The 25,957-nt window shown below is 62.5% G+C and carries 22 protein-coding genes and 1 tRNA gene; 11 read left to right on the top strand and 12 right to left on the bottom strand.

Going from position 1 to position 25,957, the window contains the following annotated elements; all coding sequences use genetic code 11:
• The first annotated feature begins 3 nt into the window (after positions 1-3).
• The 4 genes from kdpB (at position 4) to P3R38_RS16420 (ending at position 6,121) form a co-directional block, all read left to right on the top strand.
• Positions 4-2,058, top strand: a complete 2,055-nt coding sequence (gene kdpB / locus P3R38_RS16435) for a potassium-transporting ATPase subunit KdpB (RefSeq protein ID WP_023381327.1) — start codon at positions 4-6, stop codon at positions 2,056-2,058.
• A gap of 10 nt (positions 2,059-2,068) precedes the next feature.
• Positions 2,069-2,620 (top strand): potassium-transporting ATPase subunit KdpC, encoded by a 552-nt coding sequence (gene kdpC, locus P3R38_RS16430; RefSeq protein ID WP_023381326.1) that lies wholly within the window; start codon positions 2,069-2,071, stop codon positions 2,618-2,620.
• 154 nt (positions 2,621-2,774) lie between these two features.
• The gene (locus P3R38_RS16425; protein WP_023381325.1) at positions 2,775-5,429 is read left to right on the top strand and encodes a sensor histidine kinase KdpD; all 2,655 of its coding nucleotides are present in this window, start codon (positions 2,775-2,777) and stop codon (positions 5,427-5,429) included.
• Positions 5,426-6,121: a response regulator gene (locus P3R38_RS16420; protein ID WP_023381324.1), complete on the top strand. Its 696-nt coding sequence runs from the start codon at positions 5,426-5,428 to the stop codon at positions 6,119-6,121. The genes P3R38_RS16425 and P3R38_RS16420 overlap by 4 nt, the downstream gene beginning before the upstream one ends.
• A 133-nt stretch (positions 6,122-6,254) precedes the next feature.
• Here P3R38_RS16420 and P3R38_RS16415 read toward each other — a convergent pair whose 3' ends face one another.
• The 5 genes from P3R38_RS16415 to P3R38_RS16395 are packed head-to-tail and all read right to left on the bottom strand — an operon-like array spanning position 6,255 to position 12,793.
• Entirely contained in the window at positions 6,255-7,751 is a 1,497-nt protein-coding gene (locus P3R38_RS16415; RefSeq protein ID WP_027908194.1) for an efflux transporter outer membrane subunit, read from the bottom strand.
• A gap of 12 nt (positions 7,752-7,763) precedes the next feature.
• Complete coding sequence (locus tag P3R38_RS16410) at positions 7,764-8,879, bottom strand: ABC transporter permease (RefSeq protein WP_023381322.1); 1,116 nt, start codon at positions 8,877-8,879, stop codon at positions 7,764-7,766.
• 1 nt (position 8,880) lies between these two features.
• Positions 8,881-10,014 (bottom strand): ABC transporter permease, encoded by a 1,134-nt coding sequence (locus P3R38_RS16405; RefSeq protein WP_104883463.1) that lies wholly within the window; start codon positions 10,012-10,014, stop codon positions 8,881-8,883.
• The gene (locus P3R38_RS16400) at positions 10,011-11,771 is read right to left on the bottom strand and encodes an ATP-binding cassette domain-containing protein (protein WP_023381320.1); all 1,761 of its coding nucleotides are present in this window, start codon (positions 11,769-11,771) and stop codon (positions 10,011-10,013) included. The genes P3R38_RS16405 and P3R38_RS16400 overlap by 4 nt, the downstream gene beginning before the upstream one ends.
• Positions 11,771-12,793, bottom strand: a complete 1,023-nt coding sequence (locus P3R38_RS16395; RefSeq protein WP_023381319.1) for an efflux RND transporter periplasmic adaptor subunit — start codon at positions 12,791-12,793, stop codon at positions 11,771-11,773. The genes P3R38_RS16400 and P3R38_RS16395 overlap by 1 nt, the downstream gene beginning before the upstream one ends.
• Before the next feature lie 94 nt (positions 12,794-12,887).
• On the opposite strand from P3R38_RS16395, the gene P3R38_RS16390 reads away from it, so the two are divergent.
• The 3 genes from P3R38_RS16390 to P3R38_RS16380 all read left to right on the top strand — a co-directional run bounded on the left by P3R38_RS16390 (position 12,888) and on the right by P3R38_RS16380 (position 15,618).
• Positions 12,888-13,538, top strand: coding sequence for a CerR family C-terminal domain-containing protein (locus tag P3R38_RS16390; protein ID WP_023381318.1), 651 nt, complete (start codon positions 12,888-12,890; stop codon positions 13,536-13,538).
• A 127-nt stretch (positions 13,539-13,665) separates the two neighbouring features.
• A complete protein-coding gene (locus P3R38_RS16385; protein ID WP_277686426.1) occupies positions 13,666-14,631 on the top strand; it encodes an ABC transporter substrate-binding protein in 966 nt (321 codons plus the stop codon).
• 15 nt (positions 14,632-14,646) lie between these two features.
• Complete coding sequence (locus P3R38_RS16380; protein ID WP_023381316.1) at positions 14,647-15,618, top strand: aliphatic sulfonate ABC transporter substrate-binding protein; 972 nt, start codon at positions 14,647-14,649, stop codon at positions 15,616-15,618.
• On the opposite strand, the gene P3R38_RS16375 is transcribed toward P3R38_RS16380, so the two are convergent.
• The 4 genes from P3R38_RS16375 to P3R38_RS16360 all read right to left on the bottom strand — a co-directional run bounded on the left by P3R38_RS16375 (position 15,603) and on the right by P3R38_RS16360 (position 20,022).
• The gene (locus P3R38_RS16375; RefSeq protein ID WP_027908192.1) at positions 15,603-16,376 is read right to left on the bottom strand and encodes a helix-turn-helix transcriptional regulator; all 774 of its coding nucleotides are present in this window, start codon (positions 16,374-16,376) and stop codon (positions 15,603-15,605) included. The two genes, P3R38_RS16380 and P3R38_RS16375, sit on opposite strands and share 16 nt — an antisense overlap.
• Positions 16,377-16,414: 38 nt before the next feature.
• On the bottom strand, positions 16,415-17,650 hold the full coding sequence (locus P3R38_RS16370) for an MFS transporter (RefSeq protein WP_023381314.1): 1,236 nt from the start codon (positions 17,648-17,650) through the stop codon (positions 16,415-16,417).
• Between the two features lie 205 nt (positions 17,651-17,855).
• Positions 17,856-19,235 (bottom strand): uracil-xanthine permease family protein, encoded by a 1,380-nt coding sequence (locus P3R38_RS16365; protein WP_023381313.1) that lies wholly within the window; start codon positions 19,233-19,235, stop codon positions 17,856-17,858.
• 115 nt (positions 19,236-19,350) lie between these two features.
• Positions 19,351-20,022 (bottom strand): Bax inhibitor-1/YccA family protein, encoded by a 672-nt coding sequence (locus P3R38_RS16360; RefSeq protein ID WP_023381312.1) that lies wholly within the window; start codon positions 20,020-20,022, stop codon positions 19,351-19,353.
• Between the two features lie 134 nt (positions 20,023-20,156).
• On the opposite strand from P3R38_RS16360, the gene P3R38_RS16355 reads away from it, so the two are divergent.
• Positions 20,157-20,244 (top strand) — tRNA-Ser (locus P3R38_RS16355).
• Between the two features lie 286 nt (positions 20,245-20,530).
• Here the strand turns inward: P3R38_RS16355 and P3R38_RS16350 are convergent.
• On the bottom strand, positions 20,531-21,514 hold the full coding sequence (locus tag P3R38_RS16350) for an MDR family oxidoreductase (protein WP_277686425.1): 984 nt from the start codon (positions 21,512-21,514) through the stop codon (positions 20,531-20,533).
• 47 nt (positions 21,515-21,561) lie between these two features.
• Positions 21,562-22,101, bottom strand: a complete 540-nt coding sequence (locus P3R38_RS16345) for a TetR/AcrR family transcriptional regulator (protein ID WP_023381310.1) — start codon at positions 22,099-22,101, stop codon at positions 21,562-21,564.
• A 297-nt stretch (positions 22,102-22,398) separates the two neighbouring features.
• Between P3R38_RS16345 and P3R38_RS16340 the strand changes: the two genes are divergently transcribed.
• The gene (locus tag P3R38_RS16340) at positions 22,399-23,034 is read left to right on the top strand and encodes a hypothetical protein (protein WP_023381309.1); all 636 of its coding nucleotides are present in this window, start codon (positions 22,399-22,401) and stop codon (positions 23,032-23,034) included.
• Positions 23,035-23,076: 42 nt separating this feature from the next.
• Here the strand turns inward: P3R38_RS16340 and P3R38_RS16335 are convergent, their stop codons facing one another.
• Complete coding sequence (locus P3R38_RS16335) at positions 23,077-23,622, bottom strand: hypothetical protein (RefSeq protein WP_023381308.1); 546 nt, start codon at positions 23,620-23,622, stop codon at positions 23,077-23,079.
• A 150-nt stretch (positions 23,623-23,772) separates the two neighbouring features.
• On the opposite strand from P3R38_RS16335, the gene P3R38_RS16330 reads away from it, so the two are divergent.
• A complete protein-coding gene (locus tag P3R38_RS16330; RefSeq protein WP_023381307.1) occupies positions 23,773-24,189 on the top strand; it encodes a RidA family protein in 417 nt (138 codons plus the stop codon).
• Between the two features lie 183 nt (positions 24,190-24,372).
• Positions 24,373-25,827, top strand: a complete 1,455-nt coding sequence (locus P3R38_RS16325) for a TrkH family potassium uptake protein (protein ID WP_023381306.1) — start codon at positions 24,373-24,375, stop codon at positions 25,825-25,827.
• The last annotated feature ends 130 nt before the right edge of the window (positions 25,828-25,957 follow it).

The following is a 25,957-nucleotide window of genomic DNA, read 5'->3' as shown; positions in this document are numbered from 1 at the left end:
ACCATGAACATGCCCATTCCCGAAGTGAAAGCCCACTCCAGCGCCAAGGACCAGACCCGTTTCGCCGCACTCTGGCGCCCGGCCATGGTGCAGGCCTTCGTCAAACTCGACCCGCGTCAACTCAAGCGTTCACCGGTGATGCTGGTCGTGGCCCTCACGGCTGTGCTCACCACTGTGCTGTGCTTTGCACCGGGCAGTGGCGTGAGCACCAGCGTGGCGGTGCAGATTGCCCTGTGGCTGTGGTTCACCGTGTTGTTCGCCAATTTTGCCGAAGCCCTGGCCGAAGGGCGCGGCAAGGCCCGCGCCGACAGCCTCAAGGCCGGCAGCCAGGGCCTTACCGCGCAGCGCCGCACCCGCCAAGGCGGCTTCGAGACCGTGCCTGCCTCGCAGTTGCGCAAGGACGATGTGGTCAAGGTGGTGGCCGGTGAATTGATCCCCGGCGACGGCGAAGTGCTCGAGGGCATTGCAGCGGTCAACGAGGCGGCCATTACTGGCGAGTCGGCCCCGGTGATCAGAGAGTCCGGTGGCGACCGATCGGCCGTCACCGGCAACACCCGCCTGGTATCCGACTGGCTGCTGATCCGCATCACCAGCAACCCTGGCGAGTCGACCCTGGACCGCATGATTGCCCTGGTTGAAGGTGCCAAGCGGCAGAAGACGCCCAACGAGATCGCGTTGGATATTCTGTTGATCGGCCTGACCCTGATCTTCCTGATCGTGGTCGTGACCTTGCAGCCGTTCGCCCACTTCGCAGGCGGTAGCCTGCCGCTGATCTTCCTCGCAGCGTTGTTGGTGACACTGATCCCCACCACTATCGGCGGACTGCTATCGGCCATCGGCATCGCTGGCATGGACCGCCTGGTGCGGCTCAATGTCATCGCTCGCTCGGGCCGCGCCGTGGAGGCGGCCGGTGATGTGCACACCCTGATGCTCGACAAGACCGGCACCATCACCTTCGGCAATCGTCGTTGCAGTGCGCTGCACAGTGCGCCGGGGGTCACGGCCAAGGAGTTGGGGGAGGGCGCGTTGCTGGCATCGTTGGCCGATGATACTGCCGAGGGCAAGTCGATCGTCGAGTACCTGCGTCAATTGCACGCGTTCATTGAACCAAGCGCCCAGCAGCTGGTACCCATTGCCTTCAGCGCCGAGACGCGGCTTTCCGGTGTCGATTTTCAGCAGCGTCACTACCGCAAGGGCGCGGTCGATGCGGTGCTGGCCTTCGTCGGCATGCAGCGACTGGAGATGCCGCCGGCACTGGCCCGTGAAGTCGAACGCATCGCTCAGAGCGGCGGTACGCCCCTGCTGGTGTGTGTCGACAAGCGCTTGCTGGGCGTGATCCACCTCAAGGATGTGGTCAAGCCCGGCATTCGCGAGCGCTTCGCTGAGCTGCGCAAGCTGGGTATCCGCACGGTGATGGTCACCGGCGACAACCCGCTGACCGCTGCTGCCATCGCCGCCGAAGCCGGGGTGGACGATGTGCTGGCTGAAGCCACGCCCGAGAAGAAGCTGGCGCGCATTCGCCAGGAACAGAACGACGGGCGTCTGGTCGCCATGTGCGGTGACGGCGCCAATGATGCACCGGCGCTGGCCCAGGCAGATGTGGGCATGGCCATGAACGATGGTACCCAGGCGGCGCGTGAGGCGGCCAACATGGTCGATCTGGACAGCGACCCGACCAAGCTGCTGGACGTGGTCCAGGTGGGCAAGGAGTTGCTGGTCACGCGCGGGGCGCTCACCACCTTCTCCATCGCCAACGACGTGGCCAAGTACTTCGCCATTCTGCCGGCGCTGTTCGCCGCCATCTACCCGCAGCTGGGCGTGCTCAACCTGATGCACCTGGCCAGCCCGCAGAGCGCGATTCTGTCGGCGATCGTCTTCAACGCGCTGATCATCATCGCGCTGATTCCCTTGGCCTTGCGCGGTGTGCGTGTGCAGGCAGCGAACGCGGCCCAGTTGCTGCGACGCAACCTGCTGATCTACGGCCTGGGCGGGATCATCGTGCCGTTTGCCGGGATCAAGCTGATCGACATGTTGCTCAATGCATTGCACCTGGTCTGAGGAGGCCGACATGAACACCTATCTGCGCCCGGCATTGAGCCTGGCCTTGTTGATGACCCTGGTCACCGGCGCGTTGTACCCCTTGGCGGTAACCGGCATAGCCCAGGTCGCGTTTCCCGAGCAGGCCAACGGCAGCCTGGTGCGTGACGACCATGGCCAGGTGCGTGGCTCGGCATTGATCGCCCAGGACTTCCAGGGTGATGGCTGGTTTCACTCGCGTCCGTCGGCCGGTGCCTATGCCACCGTGGCCAGCAGTGCGAGCAATCTTTCCCCCAGCAATCCGGCATTGGCCGAACGGGTGAAAGGGGAGGCGGCAGCGCTCTACCAACCTGGGCAGGGGGGCGTACCCCAGGCGTTGCTGACCACCTCGGGCAGCGGCCTGGACCCGCACCTGCCGCCTGAGGCCGTGGCCTACCAGATCGCGCGCGTGGCGGCAGCCCGGCAGATGTCAGTCGAGCGCTTGCAAGCCTTGGTGGAAGAGGCCACCCTGCAGCCACTGATCGGCCCCCCTGTGGTCAATGTGCTGGCCCTGAACCGGGCGCTTGGCAGTATTGGTCACTGACTCAAGGCCGGTTACCAGCAAAGGCCTGTGGGGGCGGGTTTGCCCGCGAAGGGTGCGGTGAGCTCACCGACGTATTCGCGGGTGAACCCGTTCCTGCACGTGCCATGCCGATATTGCGGCCCGTGTTTTCTGCACAGCAGATGAAGGATGACTCATGAGTGATTCCGCCCGCGCAGACGCGCTGTTGGCCAACCTGCCGCGTGAAGGGCGCGGCAGGCTCAAGGTGTTTCTCGGTGCCGCGCCTGGGGTGGGCAAGACCTACGCCATGCTGCAAGCCGCTCACGCCCAGCAACGCCAAGGCGTGCAGGTGCTGGCCGGGGTGGTCGAGACCCATGGCCGGGCCGAGACCGAAGCCTTGCTCGGCGGCATGCTCCAGCAACCCTTGCTGCGCAGCGAGTACCGTGGCGTCACGTTGGAGGAAATGGACCTCGACGGACTGCTCAAGGCATCCCCGTCCTTGGCCCTGGTCGATGAGTTGGCCCACACCAATGCGCCTGGCAGCCGCCACGCCAAGCGCTGGCAGGATGTCCAGGAACTGTTGGCCGCCGGGATCGACGTCTACACCACGGTCAACGTCCAGCACCTGGAAAGCCTGAATGACAAAGTGCGTGACATCACCGGCGTGCAGGTGCGCGAGACCTTGCCCGACTGGGTACTGCAGGAGGCCTTCGAGCTGGTGCTGATCGACCTGCCGCCCCGCGACCTGCTCGCCCGTCTGCGTGAGGGCAAGGTGTATGTGCCCGAGCAGGCGCGGGCGGCCATCGATGCCTACTTCTCCCAGACCAACCTCACGGCCCTGCGCGAACTGGCCATGCAGACGGCGGCTGCGCAGGTGGATGCCGACCTGGCCCACGGCTACCGCCAGCGTGGCCAGGAGGCACCGGCCTTGCGTGGGCGTTTGCTGGTCGGGGTCGACGGTGACGATCAGGCCGAGCGTCTGGTGCGCCATGCCTGTCGGGTGGCCCAGCGTCGACACCTGCCCTGGAGCTTGGTGCATGTGGACAATGGCCGGTTGCTCGACGAAACCGCCCGTCATCGCCTGCAGGCTGCGCAGCAGCTTGCCGAGCGGCTGGGAGGCGAAGTGGTGGTGTTGCGGGCCGGGGAGGTGGCGCGCACGCTGATCCAGCATGCTGCCGAACGCAGGGCCAGTCTGGTGCTGGTCGGGCAGTCGCGTGATCGCCTGCGGCGGCGCTTGTTCGGTGCCGGGGTGGCGGCTCGGTTGCTGCGTGAAAGCCATGGGTTGGAAGTCAACGTGCTCGACCGCGATGCCCAACCCGCCACACCCAGCATGTCGGTCAAGCGCGTTTGGGTGTGGCGCCATTATCTGCTGGCCGTGCTGGCGACTGCGTTGGCGGCAAGTCTGTCCTGGGCGGTGGCCGGCGTGTTGGCATTGCCCAATATTTCCTTGGTGTTCCTGGCCGCGGTGTTGCTGGTGGCCGTACGCAGCAGCCTTGGGCCAGCCCTGGCCTGTGCGGCGTTGTCGTTCCTGACCTACGACTTTCTGTTCATACCGCCGAACTTCTCCTTCACCATCCAGCGCGAGGAAGACGTGCTGACGCTGGTGTTCTTCCTGCTGATGGCCGCCCTGACCGGCAATCTCGCAGCGCGGCAACGCCAGCAGTTGCAGGCCCTGCGCGAGACTCAGGCGCAGACCAGCCAGTTGCTCGACCTTTCTCGACGGTTGACCGTGGCTACCGACCGTCAGGCGGTATTCAATGCAGCGGGCCAGCATTTGAACGGTTTGCAGGACATGCAGGTATGCCTGCTCGAGCGCAATGCAGAGGGCCTGTTGCATCGGGTCAGTGGCGAGGCGCAAGCCCTCACCGACAACGAACGGGCCGCTGCCGAGTGGGCCTGGCAACACGGCCAGGCTGCCGGCCATGGCAGCGATACCTTGCCCCATGGGCGCTGGTGGTGGTGGCCGTTGGCGGTTGATGAGCAGCCGCTGGCGCTGCTTGGCGTGCGGCCGCACTCCGGCGAGCCGCTCAGCGCCCAGCGCCGTCGCCTGCTGATGGCCTTGGGGCAACCTTTGGCCCAGGCCCTGGCCCGGGCGCGGCTGGCCGAGCAACTGGAAGCGGCGCGCCTGCATGGCGAAACCGAGCAGTTGCGCAGTGCCTTGCTGGCATCGGTATCCCATGACCTGCGTACACCGCTGACCGCCATGCGCGGCAGCATCGACAGCCTGCTGGCATTGGGCGAGGCCATTGCGCCCGCTGATCGGCGTGAGTTGCTCGAAGGCACGCGCAACGAGGCCGAACGCCTGGACCGTTACATCCAGAACCTGCTCGACATGACCCGCCTGGGCCATGGTGGGCTGAAGCTTGCTCGCGACTGGGTGGCACCGGCGGACATCGTCGGCAGTGCGCTGAACCGCCTGCGCGCCGTGCTGGCGCCGTTGCGCGTGCACACCGAGGTGCCGGCCGCGTTGCCCTTGTTGTTCGTGCATGCGGCATTGATCGAACAGGCCCTGGTCAATGTGCTGGAGAACGCCGCCCGCTTTTCGCCGGCGCAGGGACGGCTGGAACTGGAGGTGTCCGTGCACGACCAGCAACTGCACTTCGCGGTAAGCGACCAGGGGCCTGGCATTCCGGTGGCGGAGCGGGACAAGATCTTCGACATGTTCTACACCGCTGCCCGGGGGGATCGGGGCGGGCAGGGCACGGGGCTTGGGTTGGCCATCTGCCAAGGCATGGTCGGCGCCCACGGCGGGCAAATTCTGGTCAGCGAAGGCATCGATGGCCAGGGCACCTGCATCACATTATGCTTGCCGCTGCCCGATCAACCTGAAGCCGAAAGCGAAGCCCCATGAGCCAGCACGCGACCCTCCTGGTCATCGACGACGAACCGCAGATCCGCAAGTTTCTGCGCATCAGCCTGGCATCCCAGGGGTACAAGGTGATCGAGGCCGCCACAGGTGCCGAGGGCCTGACGCAGGCCGCCCTGGCCAAGCCGGACTTGGTGGTGCTCGACCTTGGTTTGCCAGACATGGACGGCCAGCACGTGCTGCGTGAGCTGCGCGAGTGGAGCTCGGTGCCGGTAATGGTGTTGTCGGTGCGCGCCAGTGAAGTTCAGAAAGTGGATGCGCTCGATGGTGGTGCCAACGACTATGTGACCAAGCCCTTCGGTATCCAGGAGTTCCTGGCACGCATCCGCGCCCTGCTGCGTCAGGCGCCACAGGCCAGTGGCGGGGAGGCATTGGCGAGCTTCGGGCCGTTGACGGTCGACTTTGCCTTTCGCAAGGTGACCCTGGACGGTGTCGAGGTGGCGCTGACCCGCAAGGAATATGCGCTGCTGGCGCAACTGGCCGGGCATCCTGGGCGGGTGATCACCCAGCAGCAGTTGCTCAAGGATATCTGGGGGCCGACTCATGTGGACGATACCCACTACCTGCGGATCGTGGTGGGGCACCTGCGGCAGAAACTGGGCGATGACCCGACGGCGCCGAGGTTCATCATTACCGAGGCGGGGGTGGGGTATCGGTTGGTGGCGCCGGCTGGATAAGCCCAGGATACTGGCGCATCGCGAGCAAAGCTCGCTCCTACAGCGGTTCGCGGCGGCTGCACACCTTACGGACCCAGATCAGACGTAGGAGCGAGCCTTGCTCGCGATGCGCCGCGCAGGCGGCGCTTGTCCATCATTGCTGCACCTCGCGCGCACCCACTGGAGCACCGCCCCCCAGAGCCTTGTACAACGCTACAAGGCCCAGGCGTAACTGGTTGTCACTGTCCACCACATCTCGGCGCGCCTGCAGATAGTTGCGTTGGGCGTCGAGCGCTACCAGAAAGTCAGTCAGTCCACCGGCATAGCGTGCCTTGGCCATGTCATAGGCTTGCCCGGCGCTGCCCAGGCGTGCCTTGAGCTGGTCGTTGCGCTGGCGTTCGGCGCCATAACTGCTCAGCGCATCATCCACCTCCTGCCAGGCCTTGAGTACCGTCTGCTGGTAGTTGACCGCTGCCTCCTGTTGTTCGAGCGTGCGCAAAGTGACTTGAGCGCGGCGCCGACCATTGTCGAAAATCGGCACGCTCAAGCTCGGCCCTACCGCCCACTGGCGGCTGCCCCAGTCAGAAAACTTGCCGCTTTCGAACGAGGAATACCCAAAGCTGGCACCCAGGCGGATGCTTGGATACAACTCGGCGACCGCCACCCCTATGTTGGCCGTTGCCGCGTGAAGCTGGGCTTCGGCGGCGCGGATATCCGGGCGTTTGCGCGCCACGTCCGAGGGCAGCCCAGGGCTCAGGTCGGGTAGGGTGGGAGGCGTGGCTGTAGGTAGCAGCAACTGAGCCTGCAGTTCGCCCGGTTGCGCGCCGACCAGCACGCCCAGTTGGTTGATGGCCTGGGTCTGCGCCGCCTGCAGTGAGGGCAGGGTGGCACTCAGTTGTTCGAGTTGAGCGCGTTGACGGACCAGGTCGAAATCGTCGACCAGGCCGCCGTCGGCGCGGGCTTTCACCAGTTCGAGCGACTCCTCGGTGGCTCGCAGGTCTTGCTCGGTGACGCCGATCAACTGTTGCACCCTACGCAATTCGAAATACCCGCGCGCCACTTCGCTGGCCACCACCAGCCGTGCCTGCTCAAGCAAAGCGCGCTGCTGCTCGACACGGGCGTCCGCGGCCTCGACGGAGCGGCGTACCCGGCCCCAGAAATCGACCTCCCAGGATGCGTCGAAGCCTGCTTCATAAAGGGTGAATGGTTGCGCCAGGGCCTTGGTCAGCTCGTCGCTGTTGCCCGGTGCGAAGCTGTCGATCATCTTCGCGCTGGCACCGCGCTCACTCTGACGCTGGCGCTGGATGTCGGCCCTGCCGTCGACGTTCACGCCACGCTGCGCCGCGACCATCTGCCGTTGCATGCGCGCTTGTGCAAAGCGCAGGGCGGCGTTGGTCAGGTCCGGACTGGCGGCAATGGCGCGCCGCTGCAGGTAGTTCAGCGTCGGGTCGGCAAACTGGGTCCACCATTGCGTCGCAATGGCCTGGTTGGCCGAGCGCGTGTTCAGGAGCGTGGGGTCACCGCTATGGGCCGCGTGCCAGTCGCTCGGGGTAACCGGCTGCGGCGCTTGGTAGTCAGGCCCGACCGCGCTGCAGGCCATCAGGGCCAGTAGCAACGGCGTGAGGCAAAAGGCGTTGAGCGGCGACGACATTGCAGCCTCCGGTTAAGCGAGTCGATTGCGGAACAGCCAGGCAGACAGCGGCAGAGTGACGGCGGCTACGGCGAGCATGGGGACCAGGTCGTGTGCCACGTCGAACAGGCTGACGCCTTCGAGATAAATGCGTTGAATCAGGTCGATGGCAAAGCGCAGGGGATTGATCCAGGTGGCCAGTTGCATGGCGTCGGGCATGTTGCGCACCGGCGTGGCCAGGCCCGACAGCAGCATGATCGGCATGATCAGCACGAAGGTATAGAGCATGGCCTGCTGCATGTTCAGCGATATGGCCGAAATCGACATGCCCAGGCCGACGCTGGAGATCATGAACACCAGCAGGCCGCCGTACAGGTCGAGCAGGGAGCCGGCCATGGGAATGCGGAACCAGAACAGCGCCATCAATAGCACCAACGAGGCTTGCACCAGGCCGATGAGAATGGGCGGTATGGCTTTGCCGATCATGATCTCCATCGGCGAGTAGGGGGTGACCAGCAATTGGTCGAACGTGCCCTGCTCACGTTCGCGCGCCACCGACAAGGCGGTGAGCACCAGTGTCTGCAGCATGCTCAGCGAAGCAATCAACGCCGGAATGAGCGGCCAACGGGTTTCCAGGTTGGGGTTGTACCAGGCGCGGGTAACCACGTTGATCGGTGCTTGCGCCAGACCGCGTTCTCGGTTGAAGTCGTTCACGATGCTGGCAAGGCCCGCTGCGGCGGAGCCTGCGGTGGTCGAGTTACGGCCGTCGAGTATCACCTGCAGCGGTGCGGTTTCTCCTCGGGTAAGGCGGGCCTCGAAATCAGGTGGGATGTGCACCACCAGCAATGCCTCTTGCGCATCGATCACCTCGGCGATGTCGCGGCTGGAGTTGAGGGTCTGCACGCGGTGGAAGATGCCGCTGCCGTCCAGGCGGCTGGCCAGGCGCTGGGACGATTCGCTGTGGCTATGGTCGAGCAGTGCGTAGGGCACGTCGTTGAGATCGAAGGTCACGGCATAGCCGAACAGCAGGCTCTGCATGAGCACCGGTGCGATCAGTACGATGCGGTTTGCCGGGTCTTTGAAAATCACCAGCAGTTCCTTGCGCCACAGGTTGACCAGGCGACGCAGCAGTTCCAGGAACGTGGCCATGTCAATCGAGCCTCTTGCGCGTGGCCAGGCGCGCCAGCCCCAGCAAGGCCACGGCGTAACCGGTGAGAATCAAGCTGTTGCGCAGGATCAATGGCCAGAAGTCGCCGGCCAGGAACAGCGACTTCACCACTTGCATGAAGTAGGTGGCGGGCAGCAGGTTTCCGACTACCTGCACGGCGGTGGGTACGTTGCGCAGGTCGAAGATGAAGCCTGAAAGCATCATCGCCGGCAGGAAGCTGACGAGCAGGGAAATCTGGCTGGCCAGGAACTGGTTCTTGGTGACCGCCGAAATCAGCAGGCCGATCCCCAGTGCCACGAGCAGGTACAGCATCGAGCAGATCACCAGCGCCCACAGCGAACCATACATCGGCACATCGAATAGAAAACGCGCTGCCAGCAGGCACAACCCCAGTCCGATCAGGCCGACGACGAAGCAGGGAATGACCTTGGCCAGGAGAATCTCCGCAGCCCGCACGGGCGTCACGAACAACGCTTCCAGGGTGCCGCGCTCCCATTCGCGGGCCATCACCAGCGCGGTGAGAAAAGCCCCCACCAGCGTCATGATCAATACGATCAACCCCGGCACGAGGTACCAGGTACTGGTGTTGGCGGCATTGAACCACATGCGTTGCTCGATCTGCACTCCACCAGCCTGCAAGCCGCCGTTGCGCGAACTCTGCTTCTGGCCCCACAAGGCCAGGGCCTGGTTCAGGTAGTTGCTGACCCCCGAAGCACGCGTCGCGTCTGAGCCTTGTACCAGCACCAGTACCTGGGCGTCGCCCGCCTGCAGGCGACGGCTGAAATCGCCCGGCAGGTACACCAGGGCATCGACTTCACGCGAAGCCAGCCATTGCCTGCCTTGCTCGAAGGACTTCACAGGCCGCGGTTCCAGGTAGGCCGAATGGCTGATGCTGGCCAGCAGGTCGTGGGCTTGCGGCGCAGGGTCATCCTGCACCACCGCGACCACGCTGTGACGCACGTCCAGCGACAGTCCGTAGCCGAAGATGAGAATCAGCACGATGGGCAAGCCAATGCCGATCAACAGATTGCTTTTGTCACGCAGCATCTGCCGCACTTCCTTGCGGGTCAGTGACACCAGTCGGCGGCAGAAGGCACCGAGCGTCGCGGTGCTCATGCCGGCGTCACCTGCTGTTGCTGGCGCTCCTGCTCGACGATGGCGATGAAGGCCTGTTCCATGTTCAGCGTGCTGCCCTTGCCTGCGGCCTGCTCGCGGACTTCCTGCGGCGTGCCCATGGCGATCAGCTTGCCAGCGTCCTGGATGACGATGCGGTCGCAGTACTCCGCCTCTTCCATGAAGTGGGTGGTGATGATGATCGTGGTGCCGGCAGCCGCCAGTGCTGTGATGCGTTGCCAGAAACCTCGGCGGGCGAGGGGGTCGGCGCCGCTGGTGGGCTCGTCGAGAAAGAGGATTTCCGGCTCGTGGAGCAGGCCCACGGCCATGGCCAGGCGTTGCTTGAAGCCGCCGGGCAGTTGGCCGCTGGGGTCGCTCTCGTGTCCGGACAAGTCGAATTGCTGGGCGACTTCGTCCATGCGCCGCTGCAACTGCTTGCCGGGCAACCCATAGGCGCCGCCGAAGAACTCAAGGTTCTCGCGGACCGAGAGGTTGCCGTACAGGGAGAATTTCTGCGACACATAGCCCACCCGGCGGCGAGCCTTCGCCCGTGCATGGCGCAGATTGACGCCGGCCACCTGCAGGCTGCCCGACGAGGCGGGCAGCAGGCCGCAGAGCATGCGGAAGGTGGTGGTCTTGCCAGCGCCATTGGGCCCCAGCAGACCGAAGATCTCACCCCGGCGCACACTGAAACTGGTGCTGGCCACGGCGGTGAAGTCGCCGAACGTGCGCACCAGGTCCTTCACTTCGATGGCCGGTTCGCTGCTGTGTGGGTCGCTCGGGGCACTGGTCTTGAGTGTTTCCATGTCGACGTGCTCGGCATCGCTGCGTGCACGCAGCAGGAACATGAAGCCATCTTCCAGCCTGGCCTCCACCGGGCGTACCGGAGCGCCGCCCAGCAGCGTGTCGAGTGTCTGCTGGTCGGCATCAGGCTGGCGCATGAAACGCACCTCACCCGATTGCGGCACCGCATCGATGATGGTGTGCGTGTTGCCCAGCAGACGGGCCTGCAGGGTGCGCGCCGGCTGCCCGGCGGGCGGTGTGGCGAGGTAGCAAAGGCCATCGGCGTGGCGGCGGATGTCCTGTGGCATGCCTTGGGCCAGCAGTTCACCCTGGTGCAGCATGTACACTTCCGAGCAGCGCTCGGCTTCGTCCAGGTAGGAGGTGCTGAGCAGTACGCTGAGGTTCTCTTCCCGCACCAGTTGCTGGACGATCTCCCACAGTTCACGACGTGACAGCGGGTCGACCCCCACGGTCGGCTCATCCAGCAACAGCAGTTGCGGCGACCGCACCAGGGTGCAGGCCAGGCCGAGCTTCTGCTTCATGCCACCAGACAGCTTGCCTGCTGGCCGGCGAGTGAAGTGCGTCAGGTCGGTCATCGCCAGTAGCCGCTCGAAGCGCTGCCGACGCAGGTTGGCGCCTACGCCATGGAGGTCGGCGTAGAGATCGAGGTTCTCCTGTACGCTCAGGTCTTCATACAAGCCAAAGCGCTGCGGCATATAGCTGATCAGGTCCTGGACCTTCTGCGGGTGCGCCTTGACGTCGACGCCGAGCACGTTCAACTCCCCGCTATCGGCTTGCAACAGCCCCGCGACCAGGCGCAGGAATGTGGTTTTACCGGCGCCATCGGGCCCGACCAGGGCGGTGAGGGTGCCTTTGCGCAGTGTCAGGTCCAAGCCGTGCAATGCCTGGACGGCCTGCCCCGATGCCTTGACCAGGAACCGCCTGGCAACAGCCTTGGCCTCGATGACCAACTCCATTACCGGGCCTTCCCGTCGTTCACCAGGTCCGCCTGGGCAAATCGAACGGTTGCCGGCATTCCCAGGCGCAGGCGGTTGTCCTTATCGTCGACGATGATGCGCACCTCGTACACCAGCGCGGTGCGTAGCTCGGCGGTTTGCACGGCCTTGGGCGTGAATTCGGCAACGTCGGAAATGAACCCGACCTGCCCCTGCACGGGAGCGTCCGGGTGGCTGTCGGTCGTGACCCTGGCGGGCAGGCCCGGTCGGATGTGGCCCAGTTGCGACTCATTGATATAGGCCCGTACCCACTTTGGCGTGGTAATGGCCAGGGCATACACCGCCCGTTGCGGCGAGGCCATGTCGCCTGGTTCGAGCATGCGCGAGCGGACGGTGGCATCCTGCGGTGCACGCAGTTCGGTTTCGTCGAGGTTGTGCTGCAGCAGTGCCAGTTGCGCGCGGGCGCTTTGCAGCTGGGCCTCGGCCTGGGCGATGTCTTCGGCCCGGGGGCCAATCCTGGCCAGACGCAGGGCCTTCTGGCTGTCCTCCCACTGGGCCTGGCGCACCTTCAGTTGCGCAGCGGCATTGTCCAGGTCCTGTTGGCTCACGGCCCGTCCGCCGCTGCTGTTGGCGCGGATGGTTTGCAAGCGGCGCAACTGGGTGGCGGCGAGGTCGACCTGGGCCTTGCTGGCTGCTGCCTGGGCACTGGCGCGGTCGATGTCCTCGGGGCGGCTGCCATTGCGCAGGCGCAGGACGTTGGCCTGCTGGACGGCGACCTGGGCGTTGGCCTGGTCGATCTGCAGCTTCAACGCACGGCTATCGAGGGTAGCCAGCACCTGCCCGGCCTTGACGGTGTCGCCTTCCTCCACGCGCATTTCGCCGATGCGCTCGCTGCCGGTGAATGCCAGCGAGACCTGGCGGATATCGACGTTGCCATAGAGCACCAGGTCGCCCCCCTGGTCGCCCCGGGTGTGCACGTAGTACCACGCCCCAAAGCCCACCAGCGTTGCCGCCAACAGGGCGATGACGAGCTTTTTCTGCATGATGACGACCTGTGATCGATCACTGACATGGAGCAAGCATAGTCACAGAATTCAAATTAGAATTTGATTTGAGACAACACCACGAGTGCCTGGCATGAGCCGCGAACCAGCCCCTTCCAGTAAGCCGCGTGGGCGCCGCCCGGATGGCGACATCACCCGGCAGCGCATCCTCGATGCCGCCGGCCAGCTGATTGCCGAACGTGGCTATGCCGAGGCGACCAGCAAGGCCATTTGCGCCCTGGCGCAGTGCAATCTGGCCGCGGTGAACTACCACTTCGGCAGTCGCGAGGGCCTCTACCGCGCAGTACTCAAGGAGATGCACCAACACCTGATCAGCTTGGAGCAGTTGCAGCAACTGGCCTGCAGCGACCGCCCAGCCCGTGAACGCTTGGTCGACCTGATCAGGGCACTGACCCTCAACGTCATCAACGGCAAACGGTGGCAAGCCCGGTTGTGGAGCCGCGAGTTACTGACCCCGTCGCCGTATGTGAGCGAGTTGATCGCAGAAGAGGCGATGCCCAAGTCGCGACTGGTATTGAGCCTGCTGGGTGAGCTCACGGGTAAGCCCGTGGAGGACCCGGCATTGCTGCGCTGTCTGTTCAGCGTCATCGCACCGGTGATGATGTTGCAGGTGATCAGCCGCGACATCACGACACCGCTATCGGGATTGTTCGAACAGTCGGAAGAGGCGTTGGCAGAACACTTGGTGCGGTTCGCCCTGGCAGGGCTCGATGCGGTGATGTAGTCCTGATTTTTGCATATTAGGTTAGCACTAAAATCAATTTCATTAATTTATAGGTGCTCGATAAAGTGTCCCGGCATCAGGTGGCATGCCACCTGGCCTTTCCAGGAATGCTTTGAAGGAGCACAGGATGTCCAGCCGTCGCCGTCTATCGTTGTTGCTTGTAGCCTCATTGCTGGCCACCCAGGCCATCGCCGCCGAGCGCCTGACCCTGCGTGTCGGCGACCAGAAAGGCAACATGCGTGCCCAGTTGGAAGCGGCAGACGCCTTGCGCGATGTGCCTTACGACATTCAGTGGGCCGAGTTTCCGGCAGCTGCGCCGCTCGCTGAAGCACTGAATGCTGGCGCTATCGATGCCGGCATCATCGGCGATGCGCCGTTGTTGTTCGTGCTGGCATCAGGTGCGCCAGTCAAAGCGATCGCCGCGGACAAGTCCGACCCTTACGGCACGGCGCTGCTGGTGCGCCCTGACGCGCCGCTGCACAGCGCGGCGGACCTCAAGGGCAAGCGCATCGCCACCGGCCGTGGTTCCATCGGCCATCACCTGGCACTCAAGGCGCTGGACCAGGTCGGGCTGACGGAGAAGGACGTGGAGTTCCGTTTCCTGGGACCGGTCGATGCCAAGATTGCCCTTGCCAATGGTTCGGTGGACGCCTGGTCGACGTGGGAGCCCTATACGGCCCTGTCCGAACTTAACGGGCAAGGCAGGGTGCTGGTCAACGGCAGAGGGCTGTCCACCGGCAACAGTTTCCTCGCGGCCACCGACAAGGCTCTCGAAGACCCTGCACGCCGCACGGCGTTGCAGGACTATCTTGCCCGTCTGGCTGGTGCCCAGGTCTGGGCCAACCAGCATCTGGACACCTATTCCAGGACGCTTTCCGCCATCATTGGCTTCCCCGTGGAAGCGGCGCGACTGCAGTTCGAACGTCGCCAACTTCGCTGGCAGGCGATCGACGGCGAGACCATCGCTGAGCAACAGGAAACCGCGGACTTCTACCAAGCCCATGGCCTGATGAGCGAGCGCCTGGAGGTAGCGCCGACCTTCGCTTCGGGTTTCAGCGTACCCGCCACCGACCCTCTGACTGCCCAACACTGATTCCGGAGAATCTTCATGGCATATCCCAAACGGCTGCGCCATCTTGCGCTGGGCCTGTTGATCGGCGGCGTGCTACCGTCCCTGGCCAGCGCCGAGCAGACCCTGCGTATCGGTTACCAGAAGTCCTCGACCCTGCTGACCCTGCTCAAGGCACGCGGCACCCTCGAACAACGCCTGCAGGCTGAGGGTATACGAGTCAGCTGGCACGAGTTCCCCAGCGGCTTGCCGCTGCTCGAAGCGTTGAACCTGGGTAACGTCGACCTTTCTGCAGATGTGGCCGACACCGTTCCCGTGTTCACCCAGGCCGCTGGTGCGCAACTGACGTACTTTGCCCGGGAGGCGCCGTCGCCGGCGGCCCAGGCCATCCTGGTGCCGGCCAACTCGCCGCTCAAGACCCTTGCCGACCTCAAGGGCAAGCGCGTGGCGGTGACCAAGGCCGCTGGCAGCCACTACCTGCTGATCCAGGCGCTGGCCAAGGCGGGACTGAGCTTCAAGGACATCAGCCCGGCCTACCTGATTCCCGCCGACGGACGCGCAGCTTTCGAAAACGGCAAGGTCGACGCTTGGGTAACCTGGGATCCCTACGTGGCCAGTGCCCAGCGTCAGCAGCACGCGCGAATTCTCGCCGATGGCACCGAACTGGCTAGTTACCAGCGTTACTACCTGGCTGGCAGTGAATACGCCAAGGCGCACCCGCAGGTGCTGGATCAGGTGTACCAGGCGCTGCGTGAAATTGGCGGTTGGACCAAGGCCAACCCGGCCGCCGCAGCCCGGGTGCTGGGGCCACTGTGGGGTAATCTGGACAGCGTCACGGTGCAGCAGGCCAATGCTCGGCGCAGCTATGACGTGCAGCCGGTGAAACTGGACAACCTGGCCGAGCAACAGCGAATAGCCGATGCATTCTACCGCGAAGGCCTGCTGCCGAAGGCCGTGGATGCGCGAGCGGTAACCGTGTTCGAGCCAGGGGCCGCTCATCTGAAGAATTGACTCGGCGTCGTGCCGAACTGGCGCTTGAACATGCTGGCGAAGGCGCTTGGGCTGTCATAGCCGAGCGTCCCCGCGACGTCGATGATCCGCTCACCGAGGGCGATCCGCTCCAGGGCTTGCATCAGCCGCGCTTGTTGGCGCCATTGGCCGAAGGTCATGCCGGTTTCCTTGCGGAACAGACGCTGGATGGTTTTTTCATCCACCCCAAGGTGAAGACCCCAGTCTGCCACCGTCGAGTTGTCCTCGGGGCGCTCGTGCAGTGCCGAGCAGATGACCTGAAGACGCTTGTCGCCGGGCTGCTGCAGCTTCAACGGCAGGGTTGGCAGCACGCTGATCTCGTCGAGGATCAGGTGCACGATCCGTGATTCGCGTGAGTCCTCGGCGTACGGGCCGGTGAAGTCCACCGAGGCCTTGATCAGTTCGCTCAGCAGCGGCGAGATACTGATGGCCTTGCTCTGTGATGGCAGGTTCGCTGCTGCGTCCGGGCGCACGAACACGCTGCGCATCTTCACATCGCCCACGCAGCGGATCGCGTGTTCCTGGCCACAGGGCATCCATACGCCGCGACTCGGCGGCACGGTCCAGCGCTCGGACCGCGACTGCACGATCATCAGGCCCTTGATGGCATAGATCAGCTGATGCTTGGCATGGGAGTGGGGGGCGATGAACCAGTCCGGTGGGTAGTCCGTGGCACGGCTGCCCACCTCCCAGGTCCATTCGTCGACCTCCACCAGCATTTGCTCCATCGGCTTGATCAGTGCCATCGTGCGCCTCCTAGGTGTTCCGCGTGGCCATCTTAGCAGCAGGTGGCCGGGTGGGCTTTGGCGCGGGTCGCCGGCAGCAGGGCCGTTGCCAGGCCCAACAGGGGCAGGAACGAGATCACCTGATACACCCACTCGATGCCATGTCGGTCAGCCAATTCGCCCAAGCCAGCCGCACCGATGCCGCTGATGCCGAACATCAGGCCGAACATCACCCCGGACACCATGCCGACTCGGCCCGGTACCGCTTCCTGGGCGTAAACCACCAGGGCGGCGAACGCCGAAGACATCACCAGCCCGATGGCCACAGCCAGGACTGCGGTCCAGGCCAGGTTGGCGTAGGGCAGGGCCATGGCGAACGGCGCCACGCCAAGGAAGGAAACCCAGATCACCGCCTTGCGGCCAATGCGATCGCCCACCGGCCCCCCTGCGAAGGTGCCTAATGCCACGGCCGCGAGGAAAGCGAACAGGTACAGCTGGCTTTGCTGCACGCTCAAACCGAAATGTTGGATGAGATAGAAGGTGAAGTAGTTGGTGAACGAAGCGATATAGACGAACTTGGCGAACATCAGCAGCGCGATCACCCCCACTGCGCGACAAATCGCACCGTTGGAGAGTGCGGGTGCCTGTTGCCCGGCAATGCTCTTGAGCCGATGCTGGCCGTGGCGAATCGTCCAGCCGGTGACCCGCCACAGCACCCATACAGCAAGTGCAGCAGCCACCATGAACCAGGCAATGGCCGATTGGCCGTTAGGGATCACGATCAGCGCGGTGAGCAACGGGCCGATGGCCGAACCGGTGTTGCCGCCCACCTGGAAGGTGGACTGTGCCGTGCCGAAGCGCCCGCCAGAGGCCATCCTCGCCACTCGCGAGGCCTCGGGGTGGAAAGTGGCGGAGCCTACGCCGACCACGGCAGATGCCACCAGCAACATTTCATAGCTGCCTGCCGTTGCCAACAGGGCGATGCCGATCAGAGTAATCAACATGCCGCCTGGCAACAGGTAAGGTTGCGGGTGCTTGTCGGTGTACAGGCCAACCCAGGGTTGCAGCAGCGAGGCGGTGACCTGGAACACCAGCGCGATCCAGCCGATCTGGGCGAAGCTCAGGGAAAAGTCTTGTTTGAGCATCGGGTAGATCGAGGGCAGGACGGCCTGGATAAGGTCGTTGAGCAAGTGGGCGAAGGCGGCGGCGCCGACGATACGAACCAGGAAACCCTGAGGTTGATCGACGTGGGCCGTGGGGCGGGCCAAGGTGGCGGCAGAAGTCGTCATGGGCGAAGTTTCTTTTGTCGAGTGAGGACACTGCGGCCTGGGGGCAGACCGCAACAAGGCAGTGCCAAAGGAGGGTATCCAGGGCGGCCTTTGCCTGTCTCACGTCGTACAGACACTCACTGTCGCGATTCGGGCATGCTTGCAGCGAGCTCGCCCGCCAGCAGGTGCATCGTCGCCGCGACGCGCCTGCCGGTGTTTGTTGCGATCAGGCGTGTTCCTTGCTCTCGGGCAGGAACCAGTTCAGCACCAGTGCGCAGATGCCGCCAGTGGCCACGCCCGACTCCAGCACGTTGCGCAAGGCTGCCGGCATGTGCGCGAGGAATTCCGGCACCTGGGCGACGCCCAGGCCCAGCGCCAGCGACACGGCAATGATCAGCAGGGCGCGACGATCCAGTCGGGTGCTGGCCAGGATATTGATACCCGAGGCTGCCACGGCACCGAACATGACCATCGCGGCGCCGCCCAGTACTGGCTCCGGTACCGCTTGAATCACCCCGGCGACACTTGGGAACAACCCCAGCACGACCAGCATCAGGGCGATCCAGATGCCGATGTGGCGGCTGGCGATGCCGGTCAGCTGAATCACGCCGTTGTTCTGGGCGAAGATCGAGCTCGGGAAGGTGTTGAACAGCCCCGCCAGCAGCGAGTTGGCACCGTTGACCAGCACCCCGCCCTTGATCCGTTGCATCCACAGCGGGCCCTCGACCGGCTGGCGTGAGACCTTGCTGGTGGCGGTGACGTCACCGATGGCTTCCAGTGAAGTCACCAGGTAGATCACCAGCATCGGGATGAACAGCGCCCAGGAGAAGCTCAGGCCGAAGTGCAGTGGCGTCGGCACCTGGAACAGCGCGGCTTCATGCATGCCGGTGAAGTCCAGGCGACCAAGGTAGCCGGCCAATGCATAGCCCACGGCCAAGGCGATAACGATGGCGCAGCTGCGCATCCACACCAGTGGAATACGGTTGAGGATCACAATGATCGCCAGCACCACGCCCGACAGCAGCAGGTTCTCGCCGTTGGCAAAGGTGCCGTTGGCCATGGCGGTGAAGCCACCCCCCATGCTGATCAGGCCGACCTTGATCAAGGTGAGGCCGATCATCAGCACCACGATACCGGTCACCAGCGGGGTGATCAGGCGCTTGATGAACGGCAGGATACGCGACACGCCCATCTCGACGAATGAGCCCGCGATCACCACGCCGAAGATTGCCGCCATCACGCTTTCGACCGGCGTGCCTTGCTTGACCATCAGTGCACCCCCGGCAATCAGCGGGCCGACGAAGTTGAAGCTGGTGCCCTGCACGATCAGCAAGCCCGCGCCGAACGGCCCGAAGCGCTTGCACTGGACGAAGGTGGCGATGCCGGAAATCACCAGCGACATGGACACGATCAAGTTGGTGTCCCGTGGCGAGACGCCCAGGGCCTGACAGATCAGCAGGCCGGGGGTGACGATGGGAACGATGATCGCCAGCAAGTGCTGCAGTGCTGCCAGCAGGCCGATCAACAGCCGTGGCTTGTCCTCAAGACCAAGCACCAGTTCATTGGCAGGCGCCGGTGCGCCTGGGCTGTGTTCGTGTGAGCTCATTGCTAAAGCTGTCCCGGAAGAAAAAAGGAGCGCATTCTACAGTGATCGCCCGTCTGGGGCGAACAGGCATGAAAAAGCCCGCCGAAGCGGGCTTTTCAAGTGCGGGCGTGACTGATCAGTCGTCGCGGCCCATGATGCCGAACAGCTGAAGCAGGCTGACGAACAGGTTGTAGATCGACACGTACAGGCTGATGGTCGCCATGATGTAGTTGCGCTCGCCGCCATGGATGATGGCGCTGGTCTGGAACAGGATGCAGACCGACGAGAACAGGACGAAGCCGGCGCTGATCGCCAGTTGCAGGCCGCTGATCTGGAAGAAGAAGCTGGCCACAACGGCACCCAGCAGGACGAAGAAACCAGCGGTGATGAAGCCGCTGAGGAAGCTCATGTCCTTGCGGGTGATCAGCACGTAGGCCGACAGGCCGCCGAATACCAGTGCGGTCATCGCGAAGGCCGAGCTGACCACTTCGGCGCCGCCGCTCATGCCCAGGTAGCGGTTGAGGATAGGGCCGAGGATGAAGCCCATGAAGCCGGTGAGGGCGAACGTGGAAACCAGGCCCCAGACGGAGTCACGCAGCTTGGCGGTGAGGAAGAACAGGCCGTAGAAGCCGATCAGCACGACGAACACGTTCGGGTAGCCGACACGCATCTGCTGGGCAACGAAGGCCATGATGCCACTGAAGGCGAGGGTGAGTGCCAGCAGGCTGTACGTGTTGCGCAGGACCTTGCTGATCTCCTGCTGCTCGACCTGCTGGCCGTGGTGTACGGCGTAATCCTGTTCGCGCATGGCGACACTCCTTGGTGAACCTGTGGTGATGAGACATTCAGATGCAACGAGTCTAACAGAGCTCCTGCAACCCGCGACACAGAGAGTTTGACAGCGTGTTTCATTACGGTATTATGGCCGCCGCAAAACGAGCTGGAAGCGTGGCCGAGTGGTTTAAGGCAACGGTCTTGAAAACCGTCGATGGGCAACTATCCTAGAGTTCGAATCTCTACGCTTCCGCCATATTCAAAGCCCTGATTATTCAGGGCTTTTTGCGTTTTTGGAGGGCGGAAAACCTGACGCTGGAACGGCCAATTTCCCCGCAGCGTTTCGATGGTGTACCGCACCACTGCAGTGAAAAGGATTTCATCGGGTGGTTATCACGATCTCTCAGGCGCGCCAGTAAACAGCCGGCGTGATCCGCTTCTCGGTGTGGCCGCGTAGCTTGCTAGCGTTCGCCAAGGCCTCAGTCTCACTCGTTGCCCTTGGTCGATTGTTGCGGCGTTCGCCCAAGCATCAGGCGACCCTCCTAGGCGTTCACGTCCACAACCAACCGGCCACGAATCTTCCCGTCCATCAGGTCCGAGGCGGCGGCAATCGCGCTCTCCAGGCTGATTTCTTTGCTCATCAATGACAGTGCGTCGAGGTTCAACTGATCGGAGAGCTTTTCCCAAGCCTCCACGCGTCGCTCAAATGGCTGAGTGACGCTGTTGATACCAAGCAGGCTTACCCCTCGGAGAATGAACGGTGCGACGGTTGCCGGGAAATCCATCCCCTGAGCCAATCCGCATGCAGCCACCAATCCTTCAGACATTGTGCTTGCGCACGCATTGGCCAGCGTATGGCTGCCGACCGAATCGATCACGGCTGCCCATTTTTCTTTTGCCAATGGACGCCCCGGAGCTGAAAGCTCGGTCCGGTCAATGATGGTGGTTGCCCCCAGGCTTTTCAGATAGGCGTCCTCGCTAGCTTTGCCGGTTGCGGCAGTGACGTTATACCCGGCACCCGCCAGAAGGCTGATGGCGAAGCTACCGACGCCGCCTGTGGCGCCTGTGACCAGCACCGGCCCATGTGCGGGTGTCAACCCATGGCGCTCAAGGGCCATCAGGCACAGCATGGCGGTGTATCCAGCGGTACCGACGGCCATCGCTTGGCGTTCGTTCAGGCGATCAGGGAGAGGAATCAGCCAGTCACCGTTCACTCTCGCCTTTTGTGCAAGTCCGCCCCAATGGCTTTCACCCACCCCCCAACCATTGAGCAATACGCGATCGCCCGGCTGGTACCGCGGATCGTCACTCGCTTCGACAGTGCCCGCGAGGTCGATGCCCGGCACCATCGGAAACTGCCGAACGACTGGCCCCTTGCCGGTGATTGCGAGTGCGTCCTTGTAGTTCAAGGTGCTGTAGGCCACGTTCACCGTCACGTTCCCGGTGGGTAGCTGATCATCCTGCAGCTCGGCGAGTCGGGCCGAATACGTGTCTTCCCGCTTCTCGATGACAATGGCTTTGAACATTGCTTATCCTCGTTTAGACCGGTTGTCTTTAAATGGTTCGATCGAAATCACCGAGTGATTCCCGTCAGAAAACCTTGGAAAAAAATCTCCAGGGGGCGGACATGCTGCGTCAGTCGTGCCCGAAGCACGGCACCCTCCCAGCCAACCCAGAAATAGGCCGCGAGGGCTTTGCAGTCATGCTCGCAAGACACTTCGCCCAGCTTGACCGCTTCCTCCAGGCAGGCAGACAAGCGTTGCTCCCAGTCCTGCAGGGTCCGTTCCAGTTGTTCACGGAAGCTGTCGGGCAGTACCAATACCTCCTGGCCAAGGTTACCTACCAGGCAGCCCCTTCTGAACTGGTACTTGGCCATCCCGACCTTCGCTTCTTCGACGAAGTTGGAAAGTCTTCGCAGCGGTGACACGCTCAGGTCGCTGAAACAGCGATCGAGTTTTCGAGCGAAGTAGTCGGCATAGCGCTGCAGCACCGCCTGGCCGAATGCTTCTTTGCTGTCGAAGTAGTGATAGAACGAGCCTTTGGGCACCTGCACGCGTTTGAGCACGGTGTCGATGCCGGTAGCCGCAAAACCCTGTTCGGTGAGGATTTCCATGCCACAACGCAGCAGAAGCTCCAGCGTTTCGCCATGCTCACGTGCGACTTTGGGGGGGCGGCCCCTTCGAGGGATAGGTTGGGCGCTGTTCATGCGTTTTAATTTAGACTGATTGTCTCTAATGTCAACCACCGAGCAACCCGATCCCCGGGACCATCACGTTGGGATGTTCAGCCGCTTGTGCTGGAGCATGGAGGAGAGCAAACAAGTGATGGCCTTTTGAAATCGACCGGATTTCTCTAGAATCCGCATCGCCTTCATGTGAAGCACACGTAATGATCACGCAAGGAAGTTGATATGCGATTTGTGAAATCCCTTGGCCTCGCCTTGGCAGTAGCCCTGGGGGGATGCGCCAGCTTCACCAAGGACGAAGTGGCTCCGGTGGATTTGCCTTCGATGGCGAGCTACTCGAACAAGCCGAACGTCTACGTGGACTTCGACTTTTTCCAGGGAGACCCGGACACCGCCAACGCCAATGAGGTGCCACAAGCTCGCGATATGCTCAAACCCGAGCTCAAGCGTGTTTTCAACGAGTCAGGCCTCTTTGGCCGGGTGACCTTCGATGAATTCGAGAAGCAGCCTGGCGACTACAACCTTCGACTGAAGGTCTATAACCACGCGCCCGGCGGTGGGCAGATGGTGCTCGCTTTCATCAGTGGTTTCACGTTCACCCTCATCCCGGCACTGGCAACGGATCAGTACACCATGAGCCTGGAAACCCTGGATGACCGAGGCCAGTCTCTGGGCAAGAGTACCAACCATGATGCGGTCAATACCTGGATGGGAATCTGGTTCCTTCCGCTGGTGGGTAACACGCCGAAAGCCGCGGTCACCGACACCTTCAACCGGCAGGTCAATGGACTGCTGAAGAATTGGCTCGACAGCAACCGCACTAAATACTCCGCTGTCCAGGCATATACCCCGCGCAGCTGAACCCATGGAAAAAGAGCCGCGATGGCGGCTCTCTTTCGTTGATCACTTCAATGCCTGGATGAACTGCGGGTCGCTATACAGGTGCTTGAGCAAGTCTTTGAGCATAGGATTGTAATTGTTCGCCGCGGCGGGGATGGCGATCGGTCCGAAGAAGCTGCTATTCCAGTCATGCTCCACCTGTTTGGTGGTTTCGTACAGTACGTCATTACCTTTGCGCACGGTGAATCGAGCAGCGAGCTCACCATGGCCGTTGGCTACACCGGAGTTGAGTTGACTCTTGATCAATTGAATCTGCAGTTGCCGATCCGCGCGAGGATCAAGCAGTCCGGCATGGCGGAGTTCGTCATTGATCGCGGCTTGGACATGCAGGGGGACGCTCCCTTCGGGGGAGGATATCGGGTTCAGGCGTACCATCAACGACCCTTGTCCGGCGTCGGCTTTCACCTGGGCCTGTTGCACAGGCTGCAGTGGGGCATTTTGCTTGAGCTGTTGGACGTTTTGATAATTTGGCTCATAACGGGCCATGGTCACACCGCAGCCCTGCAAAAACACAGCGCACAGCGGGAGGGTCAGGTAAAACTTCTTCACGGCGGGTCCTTGCGTGAGATGTGGAAAGCAGGATTATCGACAGATGGCTATATGCCATCAAGTGGCCGGCTTATAAATCGCCAGAGCACCCTTGACCTCGAGTTCACTTGAGGTTGCAGACTCCCGTTCTCTTTCACCTGGAGTCGTCTCATGTCCGTAAAATCTCGCCCCGCGTTCGAGCTGTCCAATCCGCCTGGCCTGTATGATCCGAGCAACAACGGCTATTCCCACGTCGCATCAGTGGCCCCTGGCGCCAGGCTGTTGTTCATCGCCGGGCAAGGTGGTGAGGACGTCGAAGGGCGTCTGCCTGCGGCGTTTTCCGACCAGGCCAGGCAGGCGCTGGCTAACCTGGACACTGCGCTTCGATCACAAGGATCGAGCTTGAAACAGGTGTTCAAGTTGACCTTGTTGATTGTCGATCATGATGAGCATCGCCTACACGATTGGGTGACGGAAGCGAACCGGGTCTGGCGGGAAGGGCATCCGGTCTGCACTCTGATTCCGGTGCCTCGGCTGGCATTGGATGGAATGCTTGTGGAGATCGATGCGGTGGCTGCGTGCAGCTAAAGGGCCCATCCAGTCAGCGAAGGCGATGACTGTTCGCTTTATGAGCGGCGAGTCGCTTGGCCCGTATGATCTTAACCCGTTACGCCGCCTGACGAATTGCCCATAAAAGTTTTACGCAGAATTTACTCGAATTTGAATGGGCGCATCCGATACTGCGCAGTGCTAATTCGGAGCTCTCCTGTGATGTCCCTGGCAGCAATTCGGCTTATCGGCTTCATCTTGGGTATTTTTCTGGTCACACTGGCCGTAAGCATGGCCATTCCGATGATCACACTGGTGGTCTATGAGCGTAGCGACGATCTCTCGGCTTTCCTCAGGTCGAGTTTGGTTACCCTCATTTGTGGTCTTCTTTTGATCATACGGGGGCGCCCAGACACTGCTCATCTTCGCCCCAGGGACATGTACCTGCTGACTACCGGAAGCTGGGTAGTGGTATGTACTTTCGCAGCGCTACCAATGGTGTTCATCAGCGATATTAGCTACACCGACGCATTCTTTGAGACGATGTCCGGCATCACGACCACTGGTTCGACGGTCCTCACGGGCCTGGATAGTTCGTCGCCCGGCTTGCTGATCTGGCGCTCCATGCTGCATTGGTTGGGTGGCATCGGATTCATCGGCATGGCGGTGGCGGTCCTTCCCATGTTGCGAGTGGGTGGCATGCGTCTGTTCCAGACAGAGTCCTCGGACTGGTCGGATAAAGTGACGCCACGCTCCCATGTGGCCGCCAAATATATTCTGTTGCTCTATCTCGGGCTGACGAGCATCGGCGCGTTGGCGCTCTGGCTCGCTGGAATGACGCCATTTGAGGCGGTCAACCATGCGATGTCGCTAATCTCCACTGGAGGATTTTCAACTTCGGACGCCTCCCTTGGCCACTGGGTGCAACCAGCGATCCATTGGGTGGCGGTCGTCATCATGATTCTGGGCAGCCTGCCATTCACTTTGTACGTCACGACATTGCGGGGCAATCGGCGCGCGCTGCTCAAGGATCACCAGGTGCGCGGATTCCTTGGTTTCTTGTTGGTTACGTCGCTGGCTGTGGGTACCTGGCTGTATTTTCACAGCGACTACAGATGGTGGGATGCATTTCGTATCGTGGCAGTGAATGTGACCTCGGTCGTGACGACCACCGGCGTTGCGGTTGGCGACTACACCTTATGGGGAAGCTTCGCAGTCTTGCTGTTCTTTTATTTGACGTTCGTCGGTGGCTGCTCCGGTTCAACGGCAGGCGGTCTCAAGATCTTCCGGTTTCAGGTTGCAGCGGCTCTGCTGCTCAGCAACTTGAAGCAGTTGATTCATCCTCGAGCCGTGATTCAGAAAAAGTACAATGGCCATCCTATCGACGAAGAGATCGTGCGCTCACTTTTGACCTTTTCGTTTTTCTTCACCATCACGATTGCCGTCATCGCGCTGGGCTTGTCGCTCATTGGCCTTGATTGGACAACGGCGTTGAGCGGTGCCGCTACGGCGGTATGTAACGTCGGGCCAGGACTGGGCACCATCATTGGACCGGCAGGCAACTTCTCGTCGCTACCGGATGCCGCCAAATGGTTACTGACCGTTGGAATGCTTCTGGGCAGGTTGGAAATCCTGACTGTATTGGTACTTGTAGCTCCAGTTTTCTGGAGATATTGAGCTGCGTGCCGAGCGTGGCATGGCGGTTCACACCACGTCTGGCGTGACGGCACTGTAAAGGTATTGAAAAGGTCGTAGTGGCCAGCTACCGGCCCATCTTTGCGCCCTCTAGAATCGCGGCGCTGCCCCC

It is taken from the genome of Pseudomonas sp. NyZ480 (assembly GCF_029537255.1).
Lineage (GTDB): Bacteria > Pseudomonadota > Gammaproteobacteria > Pseudomonadales > Pseudomonadaceae > Aquipseudomonas > Aquipseudomonas taiwanensis.
This window is presented reverse-complemented; position numbering and strand designations above follow the sequence as displayed.

Excerpts from the sequence above, each read along its gene's own strand:
- kdpB (WP_023381327.1), top strand. The coding sequence starts at position 4 with ATGAACATGCCCATTCCCGAAGTGAAAGCCCACTCCAGCGCCAAGGAC.
- kdpC (WP_023381326.1), top strand. The coding sequence starts at position 2,069 with ATGAACACCTATCTGCGCCCGGCATTGAGCCTGGCCTTGTTGATGACC.
- P3R38_RS16425 (WP_023381325.1), top strand. The coding sequence starts at position 2,775 with ATGAGTGATTCCGCCCGCGCAGACGCGCTGTTGGCCAACCTGCCGCGT.
- P3R38_RS16420 (WP_023381324.1), top strand. The coding sequence starts at position 5,426 with ATGAGCCAGCACGCGACCCTCCTGGTCATCGACGACGAACCGCAGATC.
- P3R38_RS16415 (WP_027908194.1), bottom strand. The coding sequence starts at position 7,751 with ATGTCGTCGCCGCTCAACGCCTTTTGCCTCACGCCGTTGCTACTGGCC.
- P3R38_RS16410 (WP_023381322.1), bottom strand. The coding sequence starts at position 8,879 with ATGGCCACGTTCCTGGAACTGCTGCGTCGCCTGGTCAACCTGTGGCGC.
- P3R38_RS16405 (WP_104883463.1), bottom strand. The coding sequence starts at position 10,014 with ATGAGCACCGCGACGCTCGGTGCCTTCTGCCGCCGACTGGTGTCACTG.
- P3R38_RS16400 (WP_023381320.1), bottom strand. The coding sequence starts at position 11,771 with ATGGAGTTGGTCATCGAGGCCAAGGCTGTTGCCAGGCGGTTCCTGGTC.
- P3R38_RS16395 (WP_023381319.1), bottom strand. The coding sequence starts at position 12,793 with ATGCAGAAAAAGCTCGTCATCGCCCTGTTGGCGGCAACGCTGGTGGGC.
- P3R38_RS16390 (WP_023381318.1), top strand. The coding sequence starts at position 12,888 with ATGAGCCGCGAACCAGCCCCTTCCAGTAAGCCGCGTGGGCGCCGCCCG.
- P3R38_RS16385 (WP_277686426.1), top strand. The coding sequence starts at position 13,666 with ATGTCCAGCCGTCGCCGTCTATCGTTGTTGCTTGTAGCCTCATTGCTG.
- P3R38_RS16380 (WP_023381316.1), top strand. The coding sequence starts at position 14,647 with ATGGCATATCCCAAACGGCTGCGCCATCTTGCGCTGGGCCTGTTGATC.
- P3R38_RS16370 (WP_023381314.1), bottom strand. The coding sequence starts at position 17,650 with ATGACGACTTCTGCCGCCACCTTGGCCCGCCCCACGGCCCACGTCGAT.
- P3R38_RS16365 (WP_023381313.1), bottom strand. The coding sequence starts at position 19,235 with ATGAGCTCACACGAACACAGCCCAGGCGCACCGGCGCCTGCCAATGAA.
- P3R38_RS16360 (WP_023381312.1), bottom strand. The coding sequence starts at position 20,022 with ATGCGCGAACAGGATTACGCCGTACACCACGGCCAGCAGGTCGAGCAG.
- P3R38_RS16350 (WP_277686425.1), bottom strand. The coding sequence starts at position 21,514 with ATGTTCAAAGCCATTGTCATCGAGAAGCGGGAAGACACGTATTCGGCC.
- P3R38_RS16345 (WP_023381310.1), bottom strand. The coding sequence starts at position 22,101 with ATGGAAATCCTCACCGAACAGGGTTTTGCGGCTACCGGCATCGACACC.
- P3R38_RS16340 (WP_023381309.1), top strand. The coding sequence starts at position 22,399 with ATGCGATTTGTGAAATCCCTTGGCCTCGCCTTGGCAGTAGCCCTGGGG.
- P3R38_RS16330 (WP_023381307.1), top strand. The coding sequence starts at position 23,773 with ATGTCCGTAAAATCTCGCCCCGCGTTCGAGCTGTCCAATCCGCCTGGC.
- P3R38_RS16325 (WP_023381306.1), top strand. The coding sequence starts at position 24,373 with ATGTCCCTGGCAGCAATTCGGCTTATCGGCTTCATCTTGGGTATTTTT.